The 17,137-nt window shown below is 61.1% G+C and carries 14 protein-coding genes; 4 read left to right on the forward strand and 10 right to left on the reverse strand.

The features are described 5' to 3' along the window. Positions 1-71: 71 nt before the first annotated feature. From AWR36_RS05865 to AWR36_RS05875, 3 genes are all read left to right on the forward strand, one after another. Positions 72-1,415: a sigma-54-dependent transcriptional regulator gene (locus AWR36_RS05865; RefSeq protein WP_067082462.1), complete on the forward strand. Its 1,344-nt coding sequence runs from the start codon at positions 72-74 to the stop codon at positions 1,413-1,415. A gap of 38 nt (positions 1,416-1,453) precedes the next feature. After that, complete coding sequence (locus AWR36_RS05870; RefSeq protein ID WP_231745266.1) at positions 1,454-2,752, forward strand: sensor histidine kinase; 1,299 nt, start codon at positions 1,454-1,456, stop codon at positions 2,750-2,752. 236 nt (positions 2,753-2,988) lie between these two features. Continuing rightward, the gene (locus AWR36_RS05875) at positions 2,989-3,261 is read left to right on the forward strand and encodes a high-potential iron-sulfur protein (protein WP_067082467.1); all 273 of its coding nucleotides are present in this window, start codon (positions 2,989-2,991) and stop codon (positions 3,259-3,261) included. A 247-nt stretch (positions 3,262-3,508) separates the two neighbouring features. Here AWR36_RS05875 and AWR36_RS16075 read toward each other — a convergent pair whose 3' ends face one another. From AWR36_RS16075 to AWR36_RS05925, 10 genes are all read right to left on the reverse strand, one after another. Continuing rightward, entirely contained in the window at positions 3,509-3,907 is a 399-nt protein-coding gene (locus AWR36_RS16075; RefSeq protein WP_141398478.1) for a hypothetical protein, read from the reverse strand. Then, on the reverse strand, positions 3,897-4,154 hold the full coding sequence (locus AWR36_RS05885) for a hypothetical protein (protein WP_067082473.1): 258 nt from the start codon (positions 4,152-4,154) through the stop codon (positions 3,897-3,899). Before AWR36_RS05885 ends, AWR36_RS16075 begins: the two co-directional genes overlap by 11 nt. Positions 4,155-4,217: 63 nt before the next feature. Continuing rightward, complete coding sequence (locus tag AWR36_RS05890; protein ID WP_141398479.1) at positions 4,218-4,487, reverse strand: hypothetical protein; 270 nt, start codon at positions 4,485-4,487, stop codon at positions 4,218-4,220. A 319-nt stretch (positions 4,488-4,806) separates the two neighbouring features. Then, positions 4,807-6,480, reverse strand: a complete 1,674-nt coding sequence (gene aceF, locus AWR36_RS05895) for a dihydrolipoyllysine-residue acetyltransferase (RefSeq protein WP_067082478.1) — start codon at positions 6,478-6,480, stop codon at positions 4,807-4,809. A 30-nt stretch (positions 6,481-6,510) separates the two neighbouring features. Beyond that, positions 6,511-9,180 carry a pyruvate dehydrogenase (acetyl-transferring), homodimeric type gene (gene aceE, locus AWR36_RS05900; protein ID WP_067082480.1) on the reverse strand — a complete coding sequence of 890 codons (2,670 nt, stop codon included), beginning with the start codon at positions 9,178-9,180 and terminating at the stop codon, positions 6,511-6,513. A 457-nt stretch (positions 9,181-9,637) separates the two neighbouring features. Then, positions 9,638-10,228 (reverse strand): class GN sortase, encoded by a 591-nt coding sequence (locus AWR36_RS05905; protein WP_082679429.1) that lies wholly within the window; start codon positions 10,226-10,228, stop codon positions 9,638-9,640. Next, entirely contained in the window at positions 10,225-12,540 is a 2,316-nt protein-coding gene (locus tag AWR36_RS05910; RefSeq protein WP_067083941.1) for a marine proteobacterial sortase target protein, read from the reverse strand. Before AWR36_RS05910 ends, AWR36_RS05905 begins: the two co-directional genes overlap by 4 nt. Positions 12,541-12,715: 175 nt before the next feature. Continuing rightward, a complete protein-coding gene (locus tag AWR36_RS05915; protein ID WP_067082483.1) occupies positions 12,716-13,819 on the reverse strand; it encodes a phosphoribosylaminoimidazolesuccinocarboxamide synthase in 1,104 nt (367 codons plus the stop codon). Between the two features lie 147 nt (positions 13,820-13,966). Then, the gene (locus AWR36_RS05920) at positions 13,967-15,082 is read right to left on the reverse strand and encodes an AI-2E family transporter (protein WP_067082486.1); all 1,116 of its coding nucleotides are present in this window, start codon (positions 15,080-15,082) and stop codon (positions 13,967-13,969) included. A 23-nt stretch (positions 15,083-15,105) separates the two neighbouring features. Next, positions 15,106-15,384 carry a sulfurtransferase TusA family protein gene (locus AWR36_RS05925; RefSeq protein WP_067082489.1) on the reverse strand — a complete coding sequence of 93 codons (279 nt, stop codon included), beginning with the start codon at positions 15,382-15,384 and terminating at the stop codon, positions 15,106-15,108. Positions 15,385-15,577: 193 nt separating this feature from the next. Here AWR36_RS05925 and AWR36_RS05930 point away from each other — a divergent pair, with 193 nt between their 5' ends. After that, positions 15,578-17,086, forward strand: coding sequence for a M48 family metalloprotease (locus AWR36_RS05930; protein ID WP_067082492.1), 1,509 nt, complete (start codon positions 15,578-15,580; stop codon positions 17,084-17,086). The last annotated feature ends 51 nt before the right edge of the window (positions 17,087-17,137 follow it).

Consider the following 17,137-nt stretch of genomic DNA (forward strand, 5'->3'; position numbering starts at 1 on the left):
TGCTCTCATAAAAAAAGAGACCAGAAACGGGCGCTTGCGCCCGTTTCCCATTTGAGGCCACCACCATCAGCATGGACAAAGTCTTAATCATCGACGACAACCAGGGCATCATCACCGCCCTGGAAATGCTGTTATCCCTGCACCGAATCGACACCGCCAGCGCTCTCACCCCGCAGGCCGGCCTGCAGCTTTTGCGTGAGCAGCCGGACATCGGCCTGGTGATCCAGGATATGAACTTCACCGCCGACACCACCTCCGGCGAAGAGGGGCGCGAGCTGTTCTACGCGATCCGGGAAATCAATCCTGATCTGCCGGTGATCCTGCTCACGGCCTGGACACAGCTGGAGATGGCGGTGGAACTGGTCAAGGCCGGGGCCGCGGATTACGTGGGCAAGCCCTGGGATGACAACAAGCTCGTCGCCACCGTCAAGAACCTGCTGGAACTCAATGACCTGCAGCAGCGACAGCGCCACAGCCAGCAACAGGCACTCGCGGCGCGGGAGCGCCTGCATCAGAATTTCGATTTGCAGGGCATTGTTTATCGCAGCGATGCCATGCAGAAGCTGCTGGAGATGGCCACCCAGGTCGCCCGCTCTGATGTACCGGTGCTGATTATCGGCCCCAACGGCGCAGGCAAGGAAAAGATCGCCGATATTCTGCAGGCCAACTCGCTCATACACGAGGGCCCCTACATCAAGGTCAATGTGGGAGCCCTGCCCGAGGAACTGATGGAAGCGGAGCTGTTCGGTGCGGAGCCCGGCGCCTATACAGGGGCCGGCAACCGGGCGCGACAGGGGCGCTTCGAGGCGGCGGATGGCGGTACGCTGTTTCTGGACGAAATCGGTGAGCTCTCCGCCAGTGGTCAGGTGAAACTGCTACGGGTGCTGCAAACCGGTGAGTTCCAGCGCCTCGGCAGCAGTGAGACCCGCCACGTGCAGGTCAGGGTCATCAGTGCGACCAATGCCGATCTGCCCGCGCTGATCGAGAGCGGGCGTTTCCGACAGGACCTCTTCTACCGCCTCAATGTCATCGAACTGCGGCTGCCTCCGCTGTGCGAGCGTCCCGAAGATATTCTGCCCCTCGCCCGGAGTTTTCTCGGAGAAGATAAACAGCTGGCTCCCGATGCGCAGCAGGCACTGGTTCAGTACAGCTGGCCCGGCAATGTCCGGGAACTGCAAAACAGCATGCAGCGCGCTGCAGTGCTAAGCCGCTCGGCAACCATCGATGCGCAGACCCTGGCACTGCCCGCACAGGAAAAGAGCAGCCGGGCAGAAATCAGTTTCGAGCCCAGTCGCGAATTGCTGGAACAAACCCTCGCCAATTGTGACGGCATCATTGCCCAGGCCGCCCGGGAGCTTGGACTGAGCCGCCAGGCGCTTTATCGACGCCTGGAGAAATACGGTATTCCCTACTGATGTGGCAACGTCTGACGCTAGAAGCCCGAATAACTGCAGTGGCCCTCGTTGCAGTGCTGGCAGGTACCAGCCTGCCCTTTTTACTGATTGAACTGGGGGCGGATACCCGGCTCGCCTGGTCCGGGGGACTGCTGCTCGCGCTCCCCGTCCTGCTGTTGTTACTGCGCCGGGTCACCGGTCCTGCGCAACTGGGGCTGAAAACCCTCGAGGGTGGCCTGCTGAATTTCCGCGACGGGGACTTTTCTGTTTCCCTTGTCCTGGACCAGAGCGACGAGTTCAGCCGTCTTGCCAAACTGTATAACGAGGTAGCAGAAATCCTTCGCCGTGAGCGGGCCCATATTCACCAGCGCGAGCTTTTACTCGACACTGTCATTCAGAGTTCTCCGCAGGCCCTGCTTCTCGTCGACCAGTCCGACCATGTGATCTATGCCAACAGCAGTGCTCGCCAGCTGCTGCACAAGGGAAGGCCGATCCAGGGACTGACTCTCACGCAATTGCTGCCCCACTGCCCTGGGGAACTGGCCAGTGCAATCCAGAGCCGGGAAGAAGGCCTGTTCAGTTTTACCGACAGTGATGGCAGCCACACCATGCACGTGGGTAAAAGCGTATTCGTGTTGAATGCACAGAAACACCACCTGATCCTGATTCGCGATATGACCCGGGAATTGACCCGTGCGGAAGTCCAGGTATGGAAAAAGGTCATCCGCCTGATCAGCCACGAGTTAAACAATTCCCTCGCCCCAATTTCTTCCATGGCTCACAGCGGCATGATGCTGGCCCAGCGGTTGGATGAAGAGACCGGTAGTTCCGATGCCAAGTCCCTGGCGCGGGTGTTCGACACGATAGCGGAGCGCTGCCAGCACCTGACCGAGTTCACCCAGGGCTATGCCCGCTTCGCCAAGTTGCCGCCGCCGAGTTGCGAGGAAGTGCCCTGGCAGAAGTTACTGGATCGCATCAGCCCGCTACAGACATTTTCCCTCAGCGGGACTTTGCCTGAGCGGCCCGGCTACTTCGACCCGGTGCAACTTGAACAGGCTCTGCTGAACCTGCTCAAGAATGCCAGCGAATCCGGCAGCACGGCAGAAGATATTGAAGTGGAACTCCGCTCCGATCGCAGCGGCCAGAAAATTGTGGTTCGCGACCGCGGCCATGGTATGAGTGAAAAAGTGTTGCAGCAGGCGCTGCTGCCCTTTTTCTCCACCAAGCCACAGGGGGTCGGCCTGGGACTGGCCCTCTGCCGCGAGATCGTCGAGGCCCACGGCGGGCGCCTGCAGTTGCGCAATCGCGATCGGGGCGGCCTCGAGGTAGAGCTCTGGCTGCCGCAAAAAGGTCACTGAAAATAGCAACGGCATCGCCCGTTATGCCCCGCCATGCAGTGCACAATCTGGCCGGGCAACCCCCTCCAATAAAATCGCATTTGAGAATGCCTTGCATTGCGTTTTTCAGGCAACTGTAATGCAGGGAAAAAACGAAAATCGGCTACTAGACTTTCGCTAACGGTCTACTCAAGCCGGCAGACCCCGTGTGCCGGTTTACCGTTGTGAAAATCATCGTCTCACTTAGGAGCCGAATCATGAGCGATTCAAAATCCGGTATCGAGCGGCGCAAGTTCCTGCGCCTGATGGGATGTTCGGCAGTGCTGATCCCAGCGGTCATGCTGCCCGACCAGCCAGCCCGCGCACAGGGCAAGGCCAGCAAAGAAGCGGTACAGTATCAGGACACACCGAAAGACGGCCAGAAGTGTGTGGACTGCCAATTCTGGACCGACCCCAATGGCTGCCAGGTGGTGGAGGGTGAAATCAGCCCGGACGGCTGGTGCAGCCTGTACGTGAAGAAAGCTTCCTGAGCCCCCGCATCACCAGCAGCGGGCACCGCCCAGTGTCCGCTGCCCCGGCGGTGTAAATCCGCTCTCCCGGAAATCATCCCACCCAGCCGTCAGTCGCTCTTGCCATGATCACGGGGCTTTCGTCCACGCACAGCCCGGCGGGGGCACAATCGGCATGCCCTCTGACACGATCTATTTCGTGAAGAAAATTGTGGCAAGCGCCGACCGCAATGGGTCGGCGCAAGAGGGGGCCGGGACAGAAGCCCGTTTACTTGCTGTCCACCGGATAAACCATCTGGCAGCGGAGGTTGCTGGCATGCATCCAGCAATCGCTGCCCTCGGGGCACTCTGCGCCGGGCTCGATTTCAACGGTGCCCTCTGGGCAGTGACTGAGCGATGCGGTAGCTGCGGAGCACCACGCTCCGGACATCAGTTGGTAGCAGCCACTGCCGTCAAAGCCACATTGTTCCGGGTAGGAAACCAGCATGTCCCCGGTCAGGCACTCCCGCGGGAAAGCGGGTACGAGTTCCAGCGGCAGGGTGCTGTCGGGGAAGCCCGGATATACGGGGTGTCCACTCAGGTCGCCCCAATAGCCATTGAAACTGGTTCCCGCACACCCACAAAGGATTGCGCTTGCTGCGGCCAATCCGAGTAGTTTATTTCTCATAGACGATGCACCGCTTGCCGCCGGCTTCAAAGCACTGGGCCGTGGAGGGACAGATGGAACCTGGGGCCAGCTCTTCCGCATCCCCCGGACAACCGTCGTAGCTGGGCCTCTGCTCCGCGTGGACCGGAGTGCGCGGAACCGGCTGGGTATAGGGGTACACTACATCGCTGCGGGGGTCATGCGTCCCGCAAGCAGAGAGCATGGTTGCCGCCGCCAACGCCAAAAAAATACTCATTGTCTTACGCATAGGAATCGCCTTGTCTTTGCTCTGGGTAAGCCGGGGTGGCCCGTGGGCTATGGCTCATATGGCTCAATAGACACGCATTACCGGAAAGAACCAGCAGGCAGAACCCATACTCCCCATATCGGCGTCGACATCACAATGACGACTGGATGCTGGCGGGAGTTTAGAGTTGGGCTGGAAATTCCCGACCTCGACAAAGTCCGCCGAAGTGGCATGTTCATCGGGATCAAAGAAGAACGGGTCGTAGCCTTCCGGCGCTTCGGCCGGCAGGAAAACACACCCTTGCAGCCCCAATGCCAGAAATACTGGTAATGCGAACATCCCTATGCGCTTCATTTCCGAATACCTCTCGCTTTCGAAGTTGCGCGACTGGTCCGTACTCTCTGAGTTTAGCTGGCGTGGGAATCGGCTCGCGGCCTGCGACACTAGATCAGCGCACAATTCAACGAGTATGTGAATTCAGGCGCAAACCGGATTGCCGGGACGCCAAGAGAAGCGAACCGGGAGGCGCATGGCAGGGGAAATTGGAAACAGGTTGATTGGACAACACTGTGCGCGGAAAGGGCATGCGATGCGAGGAAAGCAGCCCTGCCTGCGGTTACACCACAGGCAGGGCAGGTTGGCGCAAACCTGATGAAGGCTGCGCCCGAGGGGGTTACAGCAACAGCTTGCGGACGTCACCCAGCACGCTGACCAGGTAGGTCATGAAGCGGCCGGCATCGCCGCCGTTCACCGCGCGGTGATCGTAGGACAGCGCCAGCGGCAACATCTGCCGCGGCACAAATTCCTTACCGTTCCATACTGGCTGCACGCTCAGCTTGGAAACGCCGAGAATACCTACTTCCGGCGCGTTGACGATCGGCGTAAAGCCGGTGCCGCCGATGGAGCCGAGGCTGGAAATAGTGAAGCAGGCGCCCTGCATATCGCGTGGCTTGAGCTTGCCTTCACGTGCCGCCACCGCCATGGCCGTGGCCTCTTCCGCCAGCTCGTACAGTCCCTTCTTATCCACATCGCGGATAACCGGAACCATCAGGCCCTTGGGCGTATCCACTGCCATACCAATGTGCACATAGTCCTTGCGGACAATATGTTCGCCGTCGTTATGCAGCGACACATTGAAGCTCGGCTCTGCGCGCAGTGCTGCGGCCGCGGCCTTCAACAGGAAGGGAACCGGCGTGAGTTTCACCCCGCGCTTTTCCGCCTCGGCCTTCATGGACTTGCGGAATTCCTCCAGCTCGGTGATATCCGCGTCGTCGAACTGGGTGACGTGCGGGACGTTCAGCCAGTTGCGCGCCATGTTGGCAGCGGTGAGCTTGTGGATCTTGCTCATCGGCTCGGTGGTCACCGGGCCGAACTGGCTGAAATCGATCTCCGGCATCTTGGCAATACCGGTGGTGCCGACACCCACAGCGCCGCTCTCGGCTTTCTTCACCTGCTCTTTGACATAAGCGTGCAGGTCATCCTTGGTCACCCGGTTGCGCGGTCCGCTGGGTTTGACCTTGCTCAGGGTCACCCCCAGTTCGCGGGCCAGTTTGCGCACGGCGGGGCCGGCGTAGACTTCAGCAGAGACCGTCAGGTCCCGCTCCAGCGCATGGTCCTTTTGCGGGGCCGCGGGCGGCTCTTCACCAGCCTTCTGCACCGATTCTTTGGGCTCGGCCTTTTTCGGGGCCTCGGTGGCGGGTTTCTTCTCCGACTTGGGCGCCTCGGCCTTCTTGGCACCACCGCCGCCGCTGGTCTTGACCACACCCAGCTTGTCGCCGGTGGAGACCTTGTCGCCTTCCTTGACGTCGATGGAGACCACGGTTCCGGCGAATGGAGCCGGTACATCCATGGAAGCCTTGTCGCCTTCCACGACGATCAGAGAGTCGCCCTCGGCCACTTCATCGCCAGGCTGGACGCTGATTTCGATCACATCCACCGCGTCGGCACCGCCGAGATCTGGCACCGTGACGCCCTCTTCTTTTTCCTCGCCACCGGCGGACTCTTCTTCATCGCCGCTCTCTTCGGAGGCCGTGGCTTCCTCCTCCTCGGGGGCTTCCTCCTGTGCCGGCTCGGACTTTTCCTCCCCTGCGGACGAGTCCTCGCCTGCGGCCTCGGTTTCGATCTCGGCGATTACATCGCCCTCCGAAACCTGGTCGCCCTCCGAGACGGAAATACTGAGGATCTTGCCGGCCATGGGCGCCGGTACATCCATGGAAGCCTTGTCGCCCTCCACCACAATCAGAGAATCCTCTGCGGCAACGGTATCCCCCACCGCCACAGTGATCTCGATGACATCTACCTGATCGGCCCCGCCGAGATCAGGCACTTTAATGACTTCTTTTGCCATGCTACTTGCCTTCTTCCTATTCAGCGGGCCTTACACGAGGCGCGGGTTTACTTTGTCCGGATCGATATTCAGCTTCTTGATGGCGTCAGCCACTTCACTTGCCTCGATCACACCCTGCTTCGCCAGGCCCGTCAGTGCGGCGATAGCGACGTAGTTGCGATTGACTTCGAAGAAGCGACGCAGCTGCTCGCGGCTGTCACTGCGGCCGAAACCGTCGGTACCCAAAGCGATGACATCGCCACTGATAAACTCGCGCAGCGGCTCTACATACGAGCGGATGTAGTCGGTAGAGATCACCACCGGTGTCTCGTTGCCTTCAAACTGCTCACTGATCCACGCTTTGCGCGGCTCCTCAGTGGGATGCAGCATATTCCAGCGTGCCACGTCCTGGCCTTCGCGCGCCGCTTCGGTGGCGGAAGTCAGGTTCCACACGTCCGAAGTGACACCAAACTGGTCCGCCAGGATGTCCGCCGCTGCCAGCACTTCGCGCAGGATGGAGCCGGCACCCACCAGCTGGACATGCTTCTTCGCCGCCTTGCCTTTGCCCTTCTTGCGGGAGTCGTTATCCAGCTTGTAGATACCGCGGATGATGCCTTCCTCGACACCCTGCGGCATTTCCGGCTGCAGGTAGTTCTCGTTCTCGATGGTGACGTAGTAGAAGAGGTTCTGCTGTTCTTCGTACATCTCCTTGAGACCCTGGCGCAGGATCACTGCCAGGTCGTAGCCGTAGGCCGGGTCATAGCTCTTGCAGTTGGGGATGGTGGCAGACAACACGTGGCTGTGGCCATCCTGGTGCTGCAGGCCTTCGCCATTCAGTGTGGTGCGGCCGGCGGTGGCACCGATCAGGAAGCCCCGCGCCTGCATGTCGCCCGCCGCCCAGGCCAGGTCGCCGATGCGCTGGAAGCCGAACATGGAGTAGTAGATATAGAAAGGCACCATCGGCACGCCGTGGTTGCTGTAGGCGGTTGCCAGCGCCATCCAGGCGGACATGGCTCCGGCTTCGTTGATGCCCTCTTCGAGCACCTGGCCTTTCTTGTCTTCCTTGTAATACATGATCTGGCCGTGGTCGACCGGGGTGTATTTCTGCCCCTGGGAGGAGTAGATACCCAGCTGGCGGAACAAGCCTTCCATACCAAAGGTACGGGCTTCGTCCGGCACGATGGGCGCCACGTTCTTGCCCATCTTCTTGTCTTTCACCAGCACCGACAGTGCGCGCACAAACGCCATGGTGGTGGAGATTTCGCGGTCACCGGAGCCTTTGGTCAGAGCATTGAAGGCGTCCAGTTCCGGAATTTCCAGCTTCGCCACCTCACTGGTGCGGGACGGTACCGGACCGCCCAGCGCCTTGCGGCGCTCGGCCATGTATTTCATTTCCGGGCTATCGGGCGCCGGACGGTAGTACGGCACTTCCTCGATTTCCTTGTCGGTAATCGGGATGGCAAAGCGGTCGCGGAAGCGCTTCAGCGCCTCGACGTCCATCTTCTTGACGTTGTGGGTATCCATTGCCGCTTCACCGGCAGCGCCCAGGCCGTAGCCTTTTACGGTCTGCGCCAGGATGACGGTGGGCTTGCCCTTACTCGCCATGGCCTCGGCGTAAGCCGCGTAAACCTTGTAGGGGTCGTGACCGCCGCGGTTGAGCTTCATGATCTCGTCGTCGGACATGTCCTTGACCATCTCGAGCAGCTCCGGGTATTTGCCGAAGAAGTGCTCGCGGGTATAGGCGCCGCCATTGGCCTTGAAGTTCTGCATCTCGCCATCGACAACTTCGTCCATGACTTTCTGCAGCAGGCCTTTGTCGTCTTTCTCCAGCAGCGGATCCCACAGGCGGCCCCACAGGACCTTGATCACGTTCCAGCCGGCACCGCGGAAGACGCCTTCCAGTTCCTGCACAATCTTGCCGTTGCCGCGCACCGGGCCGTCTAGGCGCTGCAGGTTACAGTTGACCACGAACACCAGGTTTTCCAGGTTCTCGCGGCCGGCCATGGAAATGGCGCCGAGGGTTTCCGGCTCGTCACACTCACCATCGCCCAGGAATGCCCACACCTTGCGGTCACCGCGCGGAGAAAGGCCGCGGGCGGACAGGTAGCGCATGATGTGCGCCTGGTAGATCGCCTGAATCGGGCCCAGGCCCATCGACACGGTGGGGAACTGCCAGTATTCCGGCATCAGCCACGGATGCGGGTAGGAGGACAGGCCGTTGCCATTCACTTCACGGCGGAAATTGTCCAGCTGTTCTTCATCGAAGCGGCCTTCGAGGTAGGAACGCGCGTAGATACCCGGCGCGCTGTGCCCCTGGAAGAAGATCAGGTCGCCCCGCTCCTCGCCCTCGTTGCCGCGGAAGAAGTAGTTGAAACCGACGTCGTACAGGGTGGCGGCGGAAGAGAAGCTCGCAATGTGGCCACCGAGGCTGTCGCTGTTGGAGTTGGCACGCACGACCATGGCCAGCGCATTCCAGCGGATCAGGGAGCGGATGCGACGCTCCATGAACAGATCACCCGGCATACGCTTTTCCGCCTGGGGCGGAATGGTATTGCGATAGGGCGTGGTGATGGCCCTGGGCAGCTCGACGCCGATATTGGTGGCGCGATCAGTGAGCTGCTTGAGCAGGAATGCAGCGCGCTCCTTGCCGCTGAAGCGAATCACCGCCTGCAGCGCGTCGAGCCATTCCTGCGTTTCCTGATTGTCAGTTTCTTCGTGCATTAAATGCTCCTCGGCGATTTAGCGACGTCGAGTCGTTGATTTCAATTCAATTTTTGGCAAATGGGGCAAAGTACAGCGCGAGCAGAAACTTGCTCCCTTTTTTGGTATTTCCCGCCAATTTACCGCCCGGCTTGGCGTAAATGCGGCATGTGCAGTGATGCACTGCCGCAGGGGCGATCGGGGAAGGAGTTGGCTATCTGCCGCCGGTAATTCTGCTGTTACTGCGAGTCCGGGTGCGGCGACGATCAAAGGAGATCAAAGTGGCCGCCCGGTCGCTCAGGGACCAAAGCGGGGGCGATTGTAGTATTACTACACGCCTTTTTCCAGATAGGACATTTAGTAACAATTAAAACCATTTTCGCAAACAAATATAGGCCAATCGCTACAAAAAACGGAGGATTTTGCGGGAAAATAGCGAAATCAAATTACATAATTGAGTCTGGAAATTGGGTTCTGGTCACAGCCTGATGGCCAGTTCACCGGGGAGAGGTTCCGCATAGACCAGGTAGCGCAGCGGGCCGCCCGCATCCACTGCCTTGAAGGGGTAACAGGTCACCAGCAGCAGGCCCGGCCCCGCCATAATCGGCAACTGCTCACGATCGCTATCCACCACCCGCGCACCCACTACGCGAAAGCTGCGCCAGCGCCCGCTACTGTCCTGCAGGGCAATGGGTGTACCGGGCTTGAGCTGCGCCAGGCTGCCAAAATGTGTATCCCGGTGGGCGGCGATCACGGTGGTGCGGGGCTCGCCCCCCTGCCCCGGAAGCCACGAACCCTCCACAAGGCCGGGGCCGAACGCCAGCGCCTGGCCACTGCTGCCGGACAATACCGTCAGCGCTTTTTCACCGGGTAGTCGCAGCCTCGCCACCGGCCAGGTATCCGCCCATGGCCAGGGTTTGGCGCGGACGCCGGTTCGAATCCGCTCCTCCCAGGCATTGCTGACCAGGTATTGCGCCAGGTGCGCCTTCACCAGCAGCCAGCCTGCACCACCCAGCTGCCACAGCCCCGCCGCCAGCAACACGGCGGAGAACCCGGTGCGCCACCTCATTGCACTTGCCCCAGCTGGCGCTCCTGCCACGAGCGGGCACGGCGCACATCCGGCACCAACCGGCGCAGACACCGACGCAAGGCGTGAGTCGCACGGCCCCAGCGCAACAGGCCGGCCAGCCCCAACAGCCCTGCGGCCGCCAGCAATTGTGCCGAGAGCCCGGCGGCCGTGCGCGGATAAGTCTGGCGCTGGAGCACCTGTCCGCGGGCCACCGCATTGGGAAGCGGGCTTTTGGAGAGCCCCTGCCCCTGTGGTCGCACCACCCGCTCCTCCACCGCAACAAAACTGGTGTAAGGGCTCGCCAACTGGTGTTCCAGCGCCAGCCGTAATATCTGCCCGCGCAACGCCTGCCCCGGATCGCTCTGCTCGCCGAACTGCAGCTGCTGATCCCGCAGGGACGCAATCTTCGTGCGCGCCCAGACACTGCCAATGCCCGTATCTGTTGCCGAACCGCCCTTCCCCAGTGCCAGCTTTTGCACAAACTGCACACCCGCCAGTCGCCCGCGCAGCTGTATTTCCCCATCCAGATCACCCTCGACTCTCGCCACCAGCTGCAATGGTTCACCGTCATACAGGTCCGGAATGCGCCTGGGATAGGCCTCAACTTTCAATCCTTTCGGCCATTGCAGCTCCAGTTCCGTGGCTAGCGGGTTTTCCAGCTTGGCAAAGAGCGCCTGCATACGTTCCTGTACCTCGCCAAGGTCGCCGATGGTGACCGAGGCACCGCGACCAAACTGCGCCGCCTTGCGCATAAAATGGCGATTGGGTGCTGAACCAATACCGACGGTAAACAGCCGCGCATCCCCCAGCAATCGGGTCATCAGCTCAAACAGCGCGCGCTCATTGCCGAACGCACCGTCGGTGATAAAGACCACCTGATGCACCAGCTCATCGACCCCGGGCATCTGCTGACTCAGCGCCAAACGCAATGCCGCTGCCATCTCTGTCCCCCCGCTGGCCTGCAAGCCCACCAGCTGGGTCCGGACGCGCTGGATATTCGCAGGGTCGGCTGCAACCGGGCGCGGAAAAAACGCACGCGCGCGGCTATTGAATTCAATTACGTTGAAACGGTCGCTGGGCTGCAGGCGAGAGAGGGCCAGCTGCAGGCTCTCCCTGGCCTGACGGATGGAGTTGCCCCCCATGGAACCGGAAGTATCAATCACATAGACCACTTCCCGCGGAAGCTGCCGCGTTGCTCTCCTGCTTTCAGGCGGGATCAATAGCAGCTGCAGGTAGGTACCGGGGCTTTCGCCACCCTCAACTGCAGCAACCTGCTCGGTGAACAGTGCTGCTCGGGGCATGCTGGCGGGGCGCGGACGCCATCGCAAAATGAAATCACGGTCCATGGCTGCATCACCTTTTCGCAACTTGATCGAGTAGCGCCCATCTGCCCGCTTGTTGAGATCAAGATCGTGGTAGGGACTGCTGATTTCCGCCAGTGGCAGCCCACCCTCGAGCTCTACCGCGATGGTGATCCGATGGCTGCCGATCGCGCTCAACTCCGCCGCCGGCTGCATGGGGGGTGTGATCTTGTGCGCGTCGGCAACCTGGTCGGTAGGCAGTGCCCAGCCACTGCTGTCAGGCATCAGCTCGGCGCCGGCCTCTTCCTTCCGTCCCGCGGATGGTGTTGCCTTTCCGGGCAGCTTTATTTCCCCCGGAATGTAACGGGGGGTCAGCGTGGTGGGCAGGTGCAGGCCGAAGGTACCGCTCTCGTAATTGACCGACTGCCGATAACGAATCTGTACCCGCACTGTTTCGCCGGGAGCGATATTGGCCACCTTGCTGGTGAACAGGTTGGGGCGCTGCTGCTCCAGCAGGGCGGCGCGTTTGCCGGCATCAAGGGCTGCCTTGTAGATTTTTGCCGCCTTCGCCCGCTCGCGCACCTTGCCGACAATACAGCGCTCCCCAATCTGGATTTCCAGCCCGGTTACTGCGGCCTGCTCCGGCAGAGGCAGTACGTAGATCGCCTCCTGCCAATCATCGCTTTGATTGGCAAACTCCTGCTGCAGCTGCACCTTTGCCAGCAAACCCCGCACGCCTATGCGCGCCCGGCTGGCCAGGTGTAACGCCGGTGTGTAGGCGCCCTGCCCCACACCGGTGAAAAGCAGGTCTCCACTCTCCGTGTTATTTAAGTCCACGGCCTGCTCCGCGCGAACGCCCATGGCTGCCGTGAAAACCACCAGTGCCGCGGCGAACAGCAGCCACCAGCGGCCGCGGCGACTGCTGCGATAGCGGCGCCGGTAATATTCGTTGGTGGGCAGCAGTACGTATTCGCGGGGAATCCGCTGGCCGGAAAAGAGCGCCCTGTTCACATTTGCCTCCAGTATCAATTTCAACTAGGGCCATTAAACGGGAGCAATCAGGCAGCGGCCGGGTGGAACGAGGGCAGAATGCGGGGCAACTATGGCGAATTATGGCGGCGGGCGATGGGCATCAGGCGGAAACAAAAAACCGGCGAAAACGCCGGTTTCCTGGTTTTCCAGAAAATCAATCTATCAAACCGTATTCCCTTCGCAGCACGTCGATCAGTTCCGCCTTGGGATTGTCGGAAATCTCCAGCTTGTGGCCGATGATCTTCTCTGCGATCGCGATATAGGTGTCGGAAAGGTCCATCAGCATGGAAGCCGGCAGTTCATTGTCGCGGGCCAGTGCCTCACGCTCATCCATGCGGTCCTTGTTGAGCAGGATATCCGGGTCCGGGAAGTGGTTGAGCAGCGCCTGGCGGAAGCCCTCCTTTGACTTCTCCACCACAGTGCCCTCGCGATACTGCGCGCCATCCCAGATACGGGAAGAGTCCGGGGTGCCCACCTCATCCATATAGATCAGCTTTTCTTCGCCGCTGGCATCGGTGACATAGCCGAATTCGAACTTGGTGTCGACGAAGATCTGGTCCAGCTTGGCCAGCTCATCAGAAATCAGGTCGAAGCCCTCTTTCAGCAGCTTTTCATACAGGTCGATATCGTCCCTGCTGCGGAAATTGAACGCCGCAAAGTGATTTTCGAGGTCCGCCCGAGTGATGTTGACGTCATCCGCCTCCGGCACACCCGGAATTCCCCTGAGGATACCCTTGGTGGAAGGCGTGATCAGGAGCTCCGGCAGCTTCTGATCCTTTGCCAGGCCATCGGGAAGCTGGATGCCGCAGAACTCGCGCTCGCCCTTGCTGTAGGCACGCCACATGGAACCGGTGATGTACTGCCGGGCAATGGCCTCGACCATCACCGGCCGTGCTTTCTGCACGATCCACACCAGCGGGTGCGGGATATCCAGAATATGGCTATCGGCCAGGCCGTTCTCTTTGAACAGCTTGAACCAGTGGTTGGCGATGCTGTTCAGTGCGGCGCCTTTGCCGGGTACGCCCCGCAGCCCGCCCTCACCCCGCCAGATGCAGTCGAAGGCGGAAATCCGGTCGGAAATCACCATCACCGCCAGCGGCGCGTCCTCGGCTACCGGGTATCCCTTCTCCTGGATCAGGCGGCGACTATCGGCCTCGGTCAGCCAGTAGACGGAGCGGACCTTGCCGCTGTGGATCGGCTTGTCAGTGCGAATCGGCAAGTCGTTGTTAACCGCCAGCACTTTATCAGCAAGGCTCATGGATCTGTTCCTGTCAGATTCGGTTGTTCAGATGTTCAGACTTAAAGCAGCGTGGGATACGGATACACCCTGCCCCGCCGCCGGGAAATTCAGGCGCGGGATTCTAGCAGGGGCTCTCGGGGAAAGCGTAGTCCTGCCCCGAGGCAATCAGTCGGTGTCCAGCGGAGAGGCCATTCCCTGCTCGATGGCGTCGCGGGCCTGCCACTCGGCCTGGTGTTCACTGGTCGGCCAGGCATTCATGATCGCCTTGAGCAGGGTGGCCAGGGGGATGGCAAAAAAGACTCCCCAGAAGCCCCAGATTCCCCCGAAGACCAGCACCGCCATGATGATCGCAACCGGGTGCAGGTTGACCGCCTCGGAAAACAGCAGTGGCACCAGCACATTACCGTCCAGCAACTGAATAAAACCGTAGGCCAGCATCAGGTACAGGAACTCGCTGCTCCAACCCCACTGGAACAGGCCGATTGCGGCGACCGGAATCGTCACCACAGCGGCGCCGATATAGGGAATCAGCACACTGAGACCCACTGCGACAGCCAGCAACAGGGCGTAATTGACACCCAGCATCAGGAACACGGCATAGCTCACTACCGCCACGATGGCGATCTCGATCACCTTGCCGCGAACATAGTTGGCGATCTGATCATTCATCTCATACCAGATCTGGCGCAGCATGGGCCGGTGGTGCGGCAGAAAAGAGGTACACCAGCTGATCAGTTTGTCCGTGTCCTTGAGGAAGAAGAACACCAGGATCGGCACCACCACCGCATAGATGAGTAATGCGGCCAGGATGGGAAGGTTTGTCAGGGAAAAGGTCAGCAGGGTCTGGCCCACGGTGCCCAGCTCGCTGCCCAGGGTGTCGAAAATCTCCTGTATCTGGGCCGCCGAAATCAGCCGCGGAAAACGCTCGGGCAGCAGCAACAGCAGATTCTGCCCCTGCTCCACCATATTGGGCAGTTCTGCAAACAGCCGCACCAGCTGGCGCCAGATCAGTGGCAGGACCACCAGCAGCAGAGCGACGGTCGTGCCCACCAGCACCAGGCAGGCAATGGTCACCGCGAGCCAATGGGGCATTTTCCACGACACCAGCCGCTGCACCATCCCCTGCAGCAGGAAGGCGATAATCAGCGCCGCCAGCACCGGTGCCAGCACCTGGCCGAGGGTGGCCAGTACCAACAGTGCCACCAGCAGGAGGATGGACAGCAGCACCACCTCTTCCTGGCTGAAATACCGGTTGACCCAGTGTTTGACGATATCGAGCATAACTTCCGCGTTCTCGTCCGTTGTTATTCGCTGGCTCGCAGCCAGTAGCAGTAATGGTCCTGGCGCTGTTCGGCCCGCAGCAGCTGGGTACCGCTGAGCTGCGCAAAACTGTGGAAATCCCGCCAGGAGCCCGAATCTGTCGCCAGCACCTCCACTACAGTGCCCGCTGCCTGCTGCCGCAGGGCTCGGCGCATCAGCAGTAGTGGCTGTGGGCAGGGCAGCCGCCGGGCATCCACAGTCACGTCTGCACGCAAACCCGCTGCTGGTATGTCGGCCGTGGCCGGCCCTGAACTATTGGTCATAATCTCTCCAGTGCGGCGGATTATAGCGCGACTGCCCCCTGAAAATCGCTGCCACCGTCGCACACGGGCAAGCCGCCAGCCAGCCTTTCTGAGAACCTTTTCCCGCGGCACTGGTCAAAACCTCGACAGTCTCCCGAGGTTGCGTATAGTGTTGTTGGACCAGCCTCTGAACCTTGACCGAGCAGTACACGCAATGCGCCACAGCCCCGAACACACCCGCCAGAAGTCCTTCCGACGCTCACTGCGACGTTTTGTTCAATCGACTCTGGCCTCCGTTGGCCTCGGCCTTATGGTCGGGGCAGCGCCGCTCGTCGCCGTGGCTGATGAAAATGAGATCCGCCTGCCGGAGCTGGGTGACTCCAGCAGCGGACTGGTTTCCCGGGCCCGCGAGAAGGAACTGGGGCAGATGTGGCTGCGCATGTTCCGCAGCCAGGTGCGCACGTCCAACGACGCCCTGCTGCAACAGTATGTGGAAGACTCCCTGAAGGAGCTCGCGCAGCATGCCCCCCTGGAGGACAAGTCCCTCGACGTGGTTGTGGTCAAAAACGACACCATGAACGCCTTTGCCGTCCCCGGCGGCGTGGTCGGCGTTCATACCGGCCTGTTCCTGTTTGCCGAAAACGAAGATCAGTTCGCCTCGGTGCTGGCGCACGAACTCGCTCACCTGAGCCAGCGCCACTACGCCCGCACTTTGGAAGCCCAGCGCAACAGCGCCCTGCCCACCCTGGCCGGTATGCTCGGCGCGCTGGTGCTGGCGGCCACCGCCGGCGGTGACGCCGGCATTGCCGCGATGACCGCCACACAGGCAGCGGCACTGGACAACCAGCTGCGCTTCTCACGCCAGAACGAGCAGGAAGCGGACCGTGTCGGTATCGAAACCCTCGCCAAGGCCGGCAAGGATCCCGAGGCTGCCGGTGAAATGTTTGAACAGATGCTGAAGGCGACCCGCTATTACCGCAGGCCGCCGGAATTCCTCCTCACCCACCCGGTGACCGAGAAGCGGATCGCGGACGCGAAACTGCGGGCCAGCCGTATGCCTGACGTGAAGAATTCCGACAGCCGTGAATACCACCTGATGCGGGCACGAATCCGTGTGGCCGCCGAGCCCACACCCCAGCAGGCAGTCAAGCGCTTCCAGGCGGAACTGCGCGGGATCAACGACAACGAAGATGCCGCCCGCTATGGCCTCGCACTGGCGCAGGTCGGGGCCGGCAAGCCGGACTCTGCACTGGATACCCTGCAGCCCCTGCTGGACCGGGAGCCCAATAAGGCCGCTTTCGTACTGGCGCGGGCTGACATCGACCTGGCTCGCCAGGATTACAGCAGCGCCACCCGGCGCCTGGATGCCGCCCTCAAGCGCAACCCGGGGGATCACGCCCTGACCATGGGCCTGGCCAATGCCCACTTCAAGGCGGGCAATTATCTGGCCGCCGAGCGCATTCTCGAAAGGCACAGCCGGGTGCGCCGCAAGGACCCGACGGTCTGGTACCTGCTGGCAGAGACCCACGGCCTGGCCGGCGATATCGTCGGGGTCCACGAGGCGCGTGCCGAGTACTACATCCTCAACGGCGTTTTCGACAAGGCCGCTCAACACCTCCGCCACGGCGTGCGCCTGGCGCAGAACGACTACCAGACCCACGCCATTCTCCAGCAGCGCCTGAAGGATGTGCTCAAGATGCAGCAGGACGCCAAGGACCTGTAAGCCGACGTTCAGCCCGGCGCTGAAACGAAAACGGCCGGCAAAATGCCGGCC

The organism is Microbulbifer flavimaris, assembly GCF_001641755.2.
Classification (GTDB): Bacteria; Pseudomonadota; Gammaproteobacteria; order Pseudomonadales; family Cellvibrionaceae; genus Microbulbifer; species Microbulbifer flavimaris.

Bases quoted from the DNA above. Each gene is read 5' to 3' on its own strand.
- AWR36_RS05865 (WP_067082462.1), top strand. From the start codon at position 72: ATGGACAAAGTCTTAATCATCGACGACAACCAGGGCATCATCACCGCC.
- AWR36_RS05875 (WP_067082467.1), top strand. From the start codon at position 2,989: ATGAGCGATTCAAAATCCGGTATCGAGCGGCGCAAGTTCCTGCGCCTG.
- AWR36_RS16075 (WP_141398478.1), bottom strand. From the start codon at position 3,907: ATGAGAAATAAACTACTCGGATTGGCCGCAGCAAGCGCAATCCTTTGT.
- AWR36_RS05885 (WP_067082473.1), bottom strand. From the start codon at position 4,154: ATGCGTAAGACAATGAGTATTTTTTTGGCGTTGGCGGCGGCAACCATG.
- AWR36_RS05890 (WP_141398479.1), bottom strand. From the start codon at position 4,487: ATGAAGCGCATAGGGATGTTCGCATTACCAGTATTTCTGGCATTGGGG.
- aceF (WP_067082478.1), bottom strand. From the start codon at position 6,480: ATGGCAAAAGAAGTCATTAAAGTGCCTGATCTCGGCGGGGCCGATCAG.
- aceE (WP_067082480.1), bottom strand. From the start codon at position 9,180: ATGCACGAAGAAACTGACAATCAGGAAACGCAGGAATGGCTCGACGCG.
- AWR36_RS05905 (WP_082679429.1), bottom strand. From the start codon at position 10,228: ATGAGGTGGCGCACCGGGTTCTCCGCCGTGTTGCTGGCGGCGGGGCTG.
- AWR36_RS05915 (WP_067082483.1), bottom strand. From the start codon at position 13,819: ATGAGCCTTGCTGATAAAGTGCTGGCGGTTAACAACGACTTGCCGATT.
- AWR36_RS05920 (WP_067082486.1), bottom strand. From the start codon at position 15,082: ATGCTCGATATCGTCAAACACTGGGTCAACCGGTATTTCAGCCAGGAA.
- AWR36_RS05925 (WP_067082489.1), bottom strand. From the start codon at position 15,384: ATGACCAATAGTTCAGGGCCGGCCACGGCCGACATACCAGCAGCGGGT.
- AWR36_RS05930 (WP_067082492.1), top strand. From the start codon at position 15,578: ATGCGCCACAGCCCCGAACACACCCGCCAGAAGTCCTTCCGACGCTCA.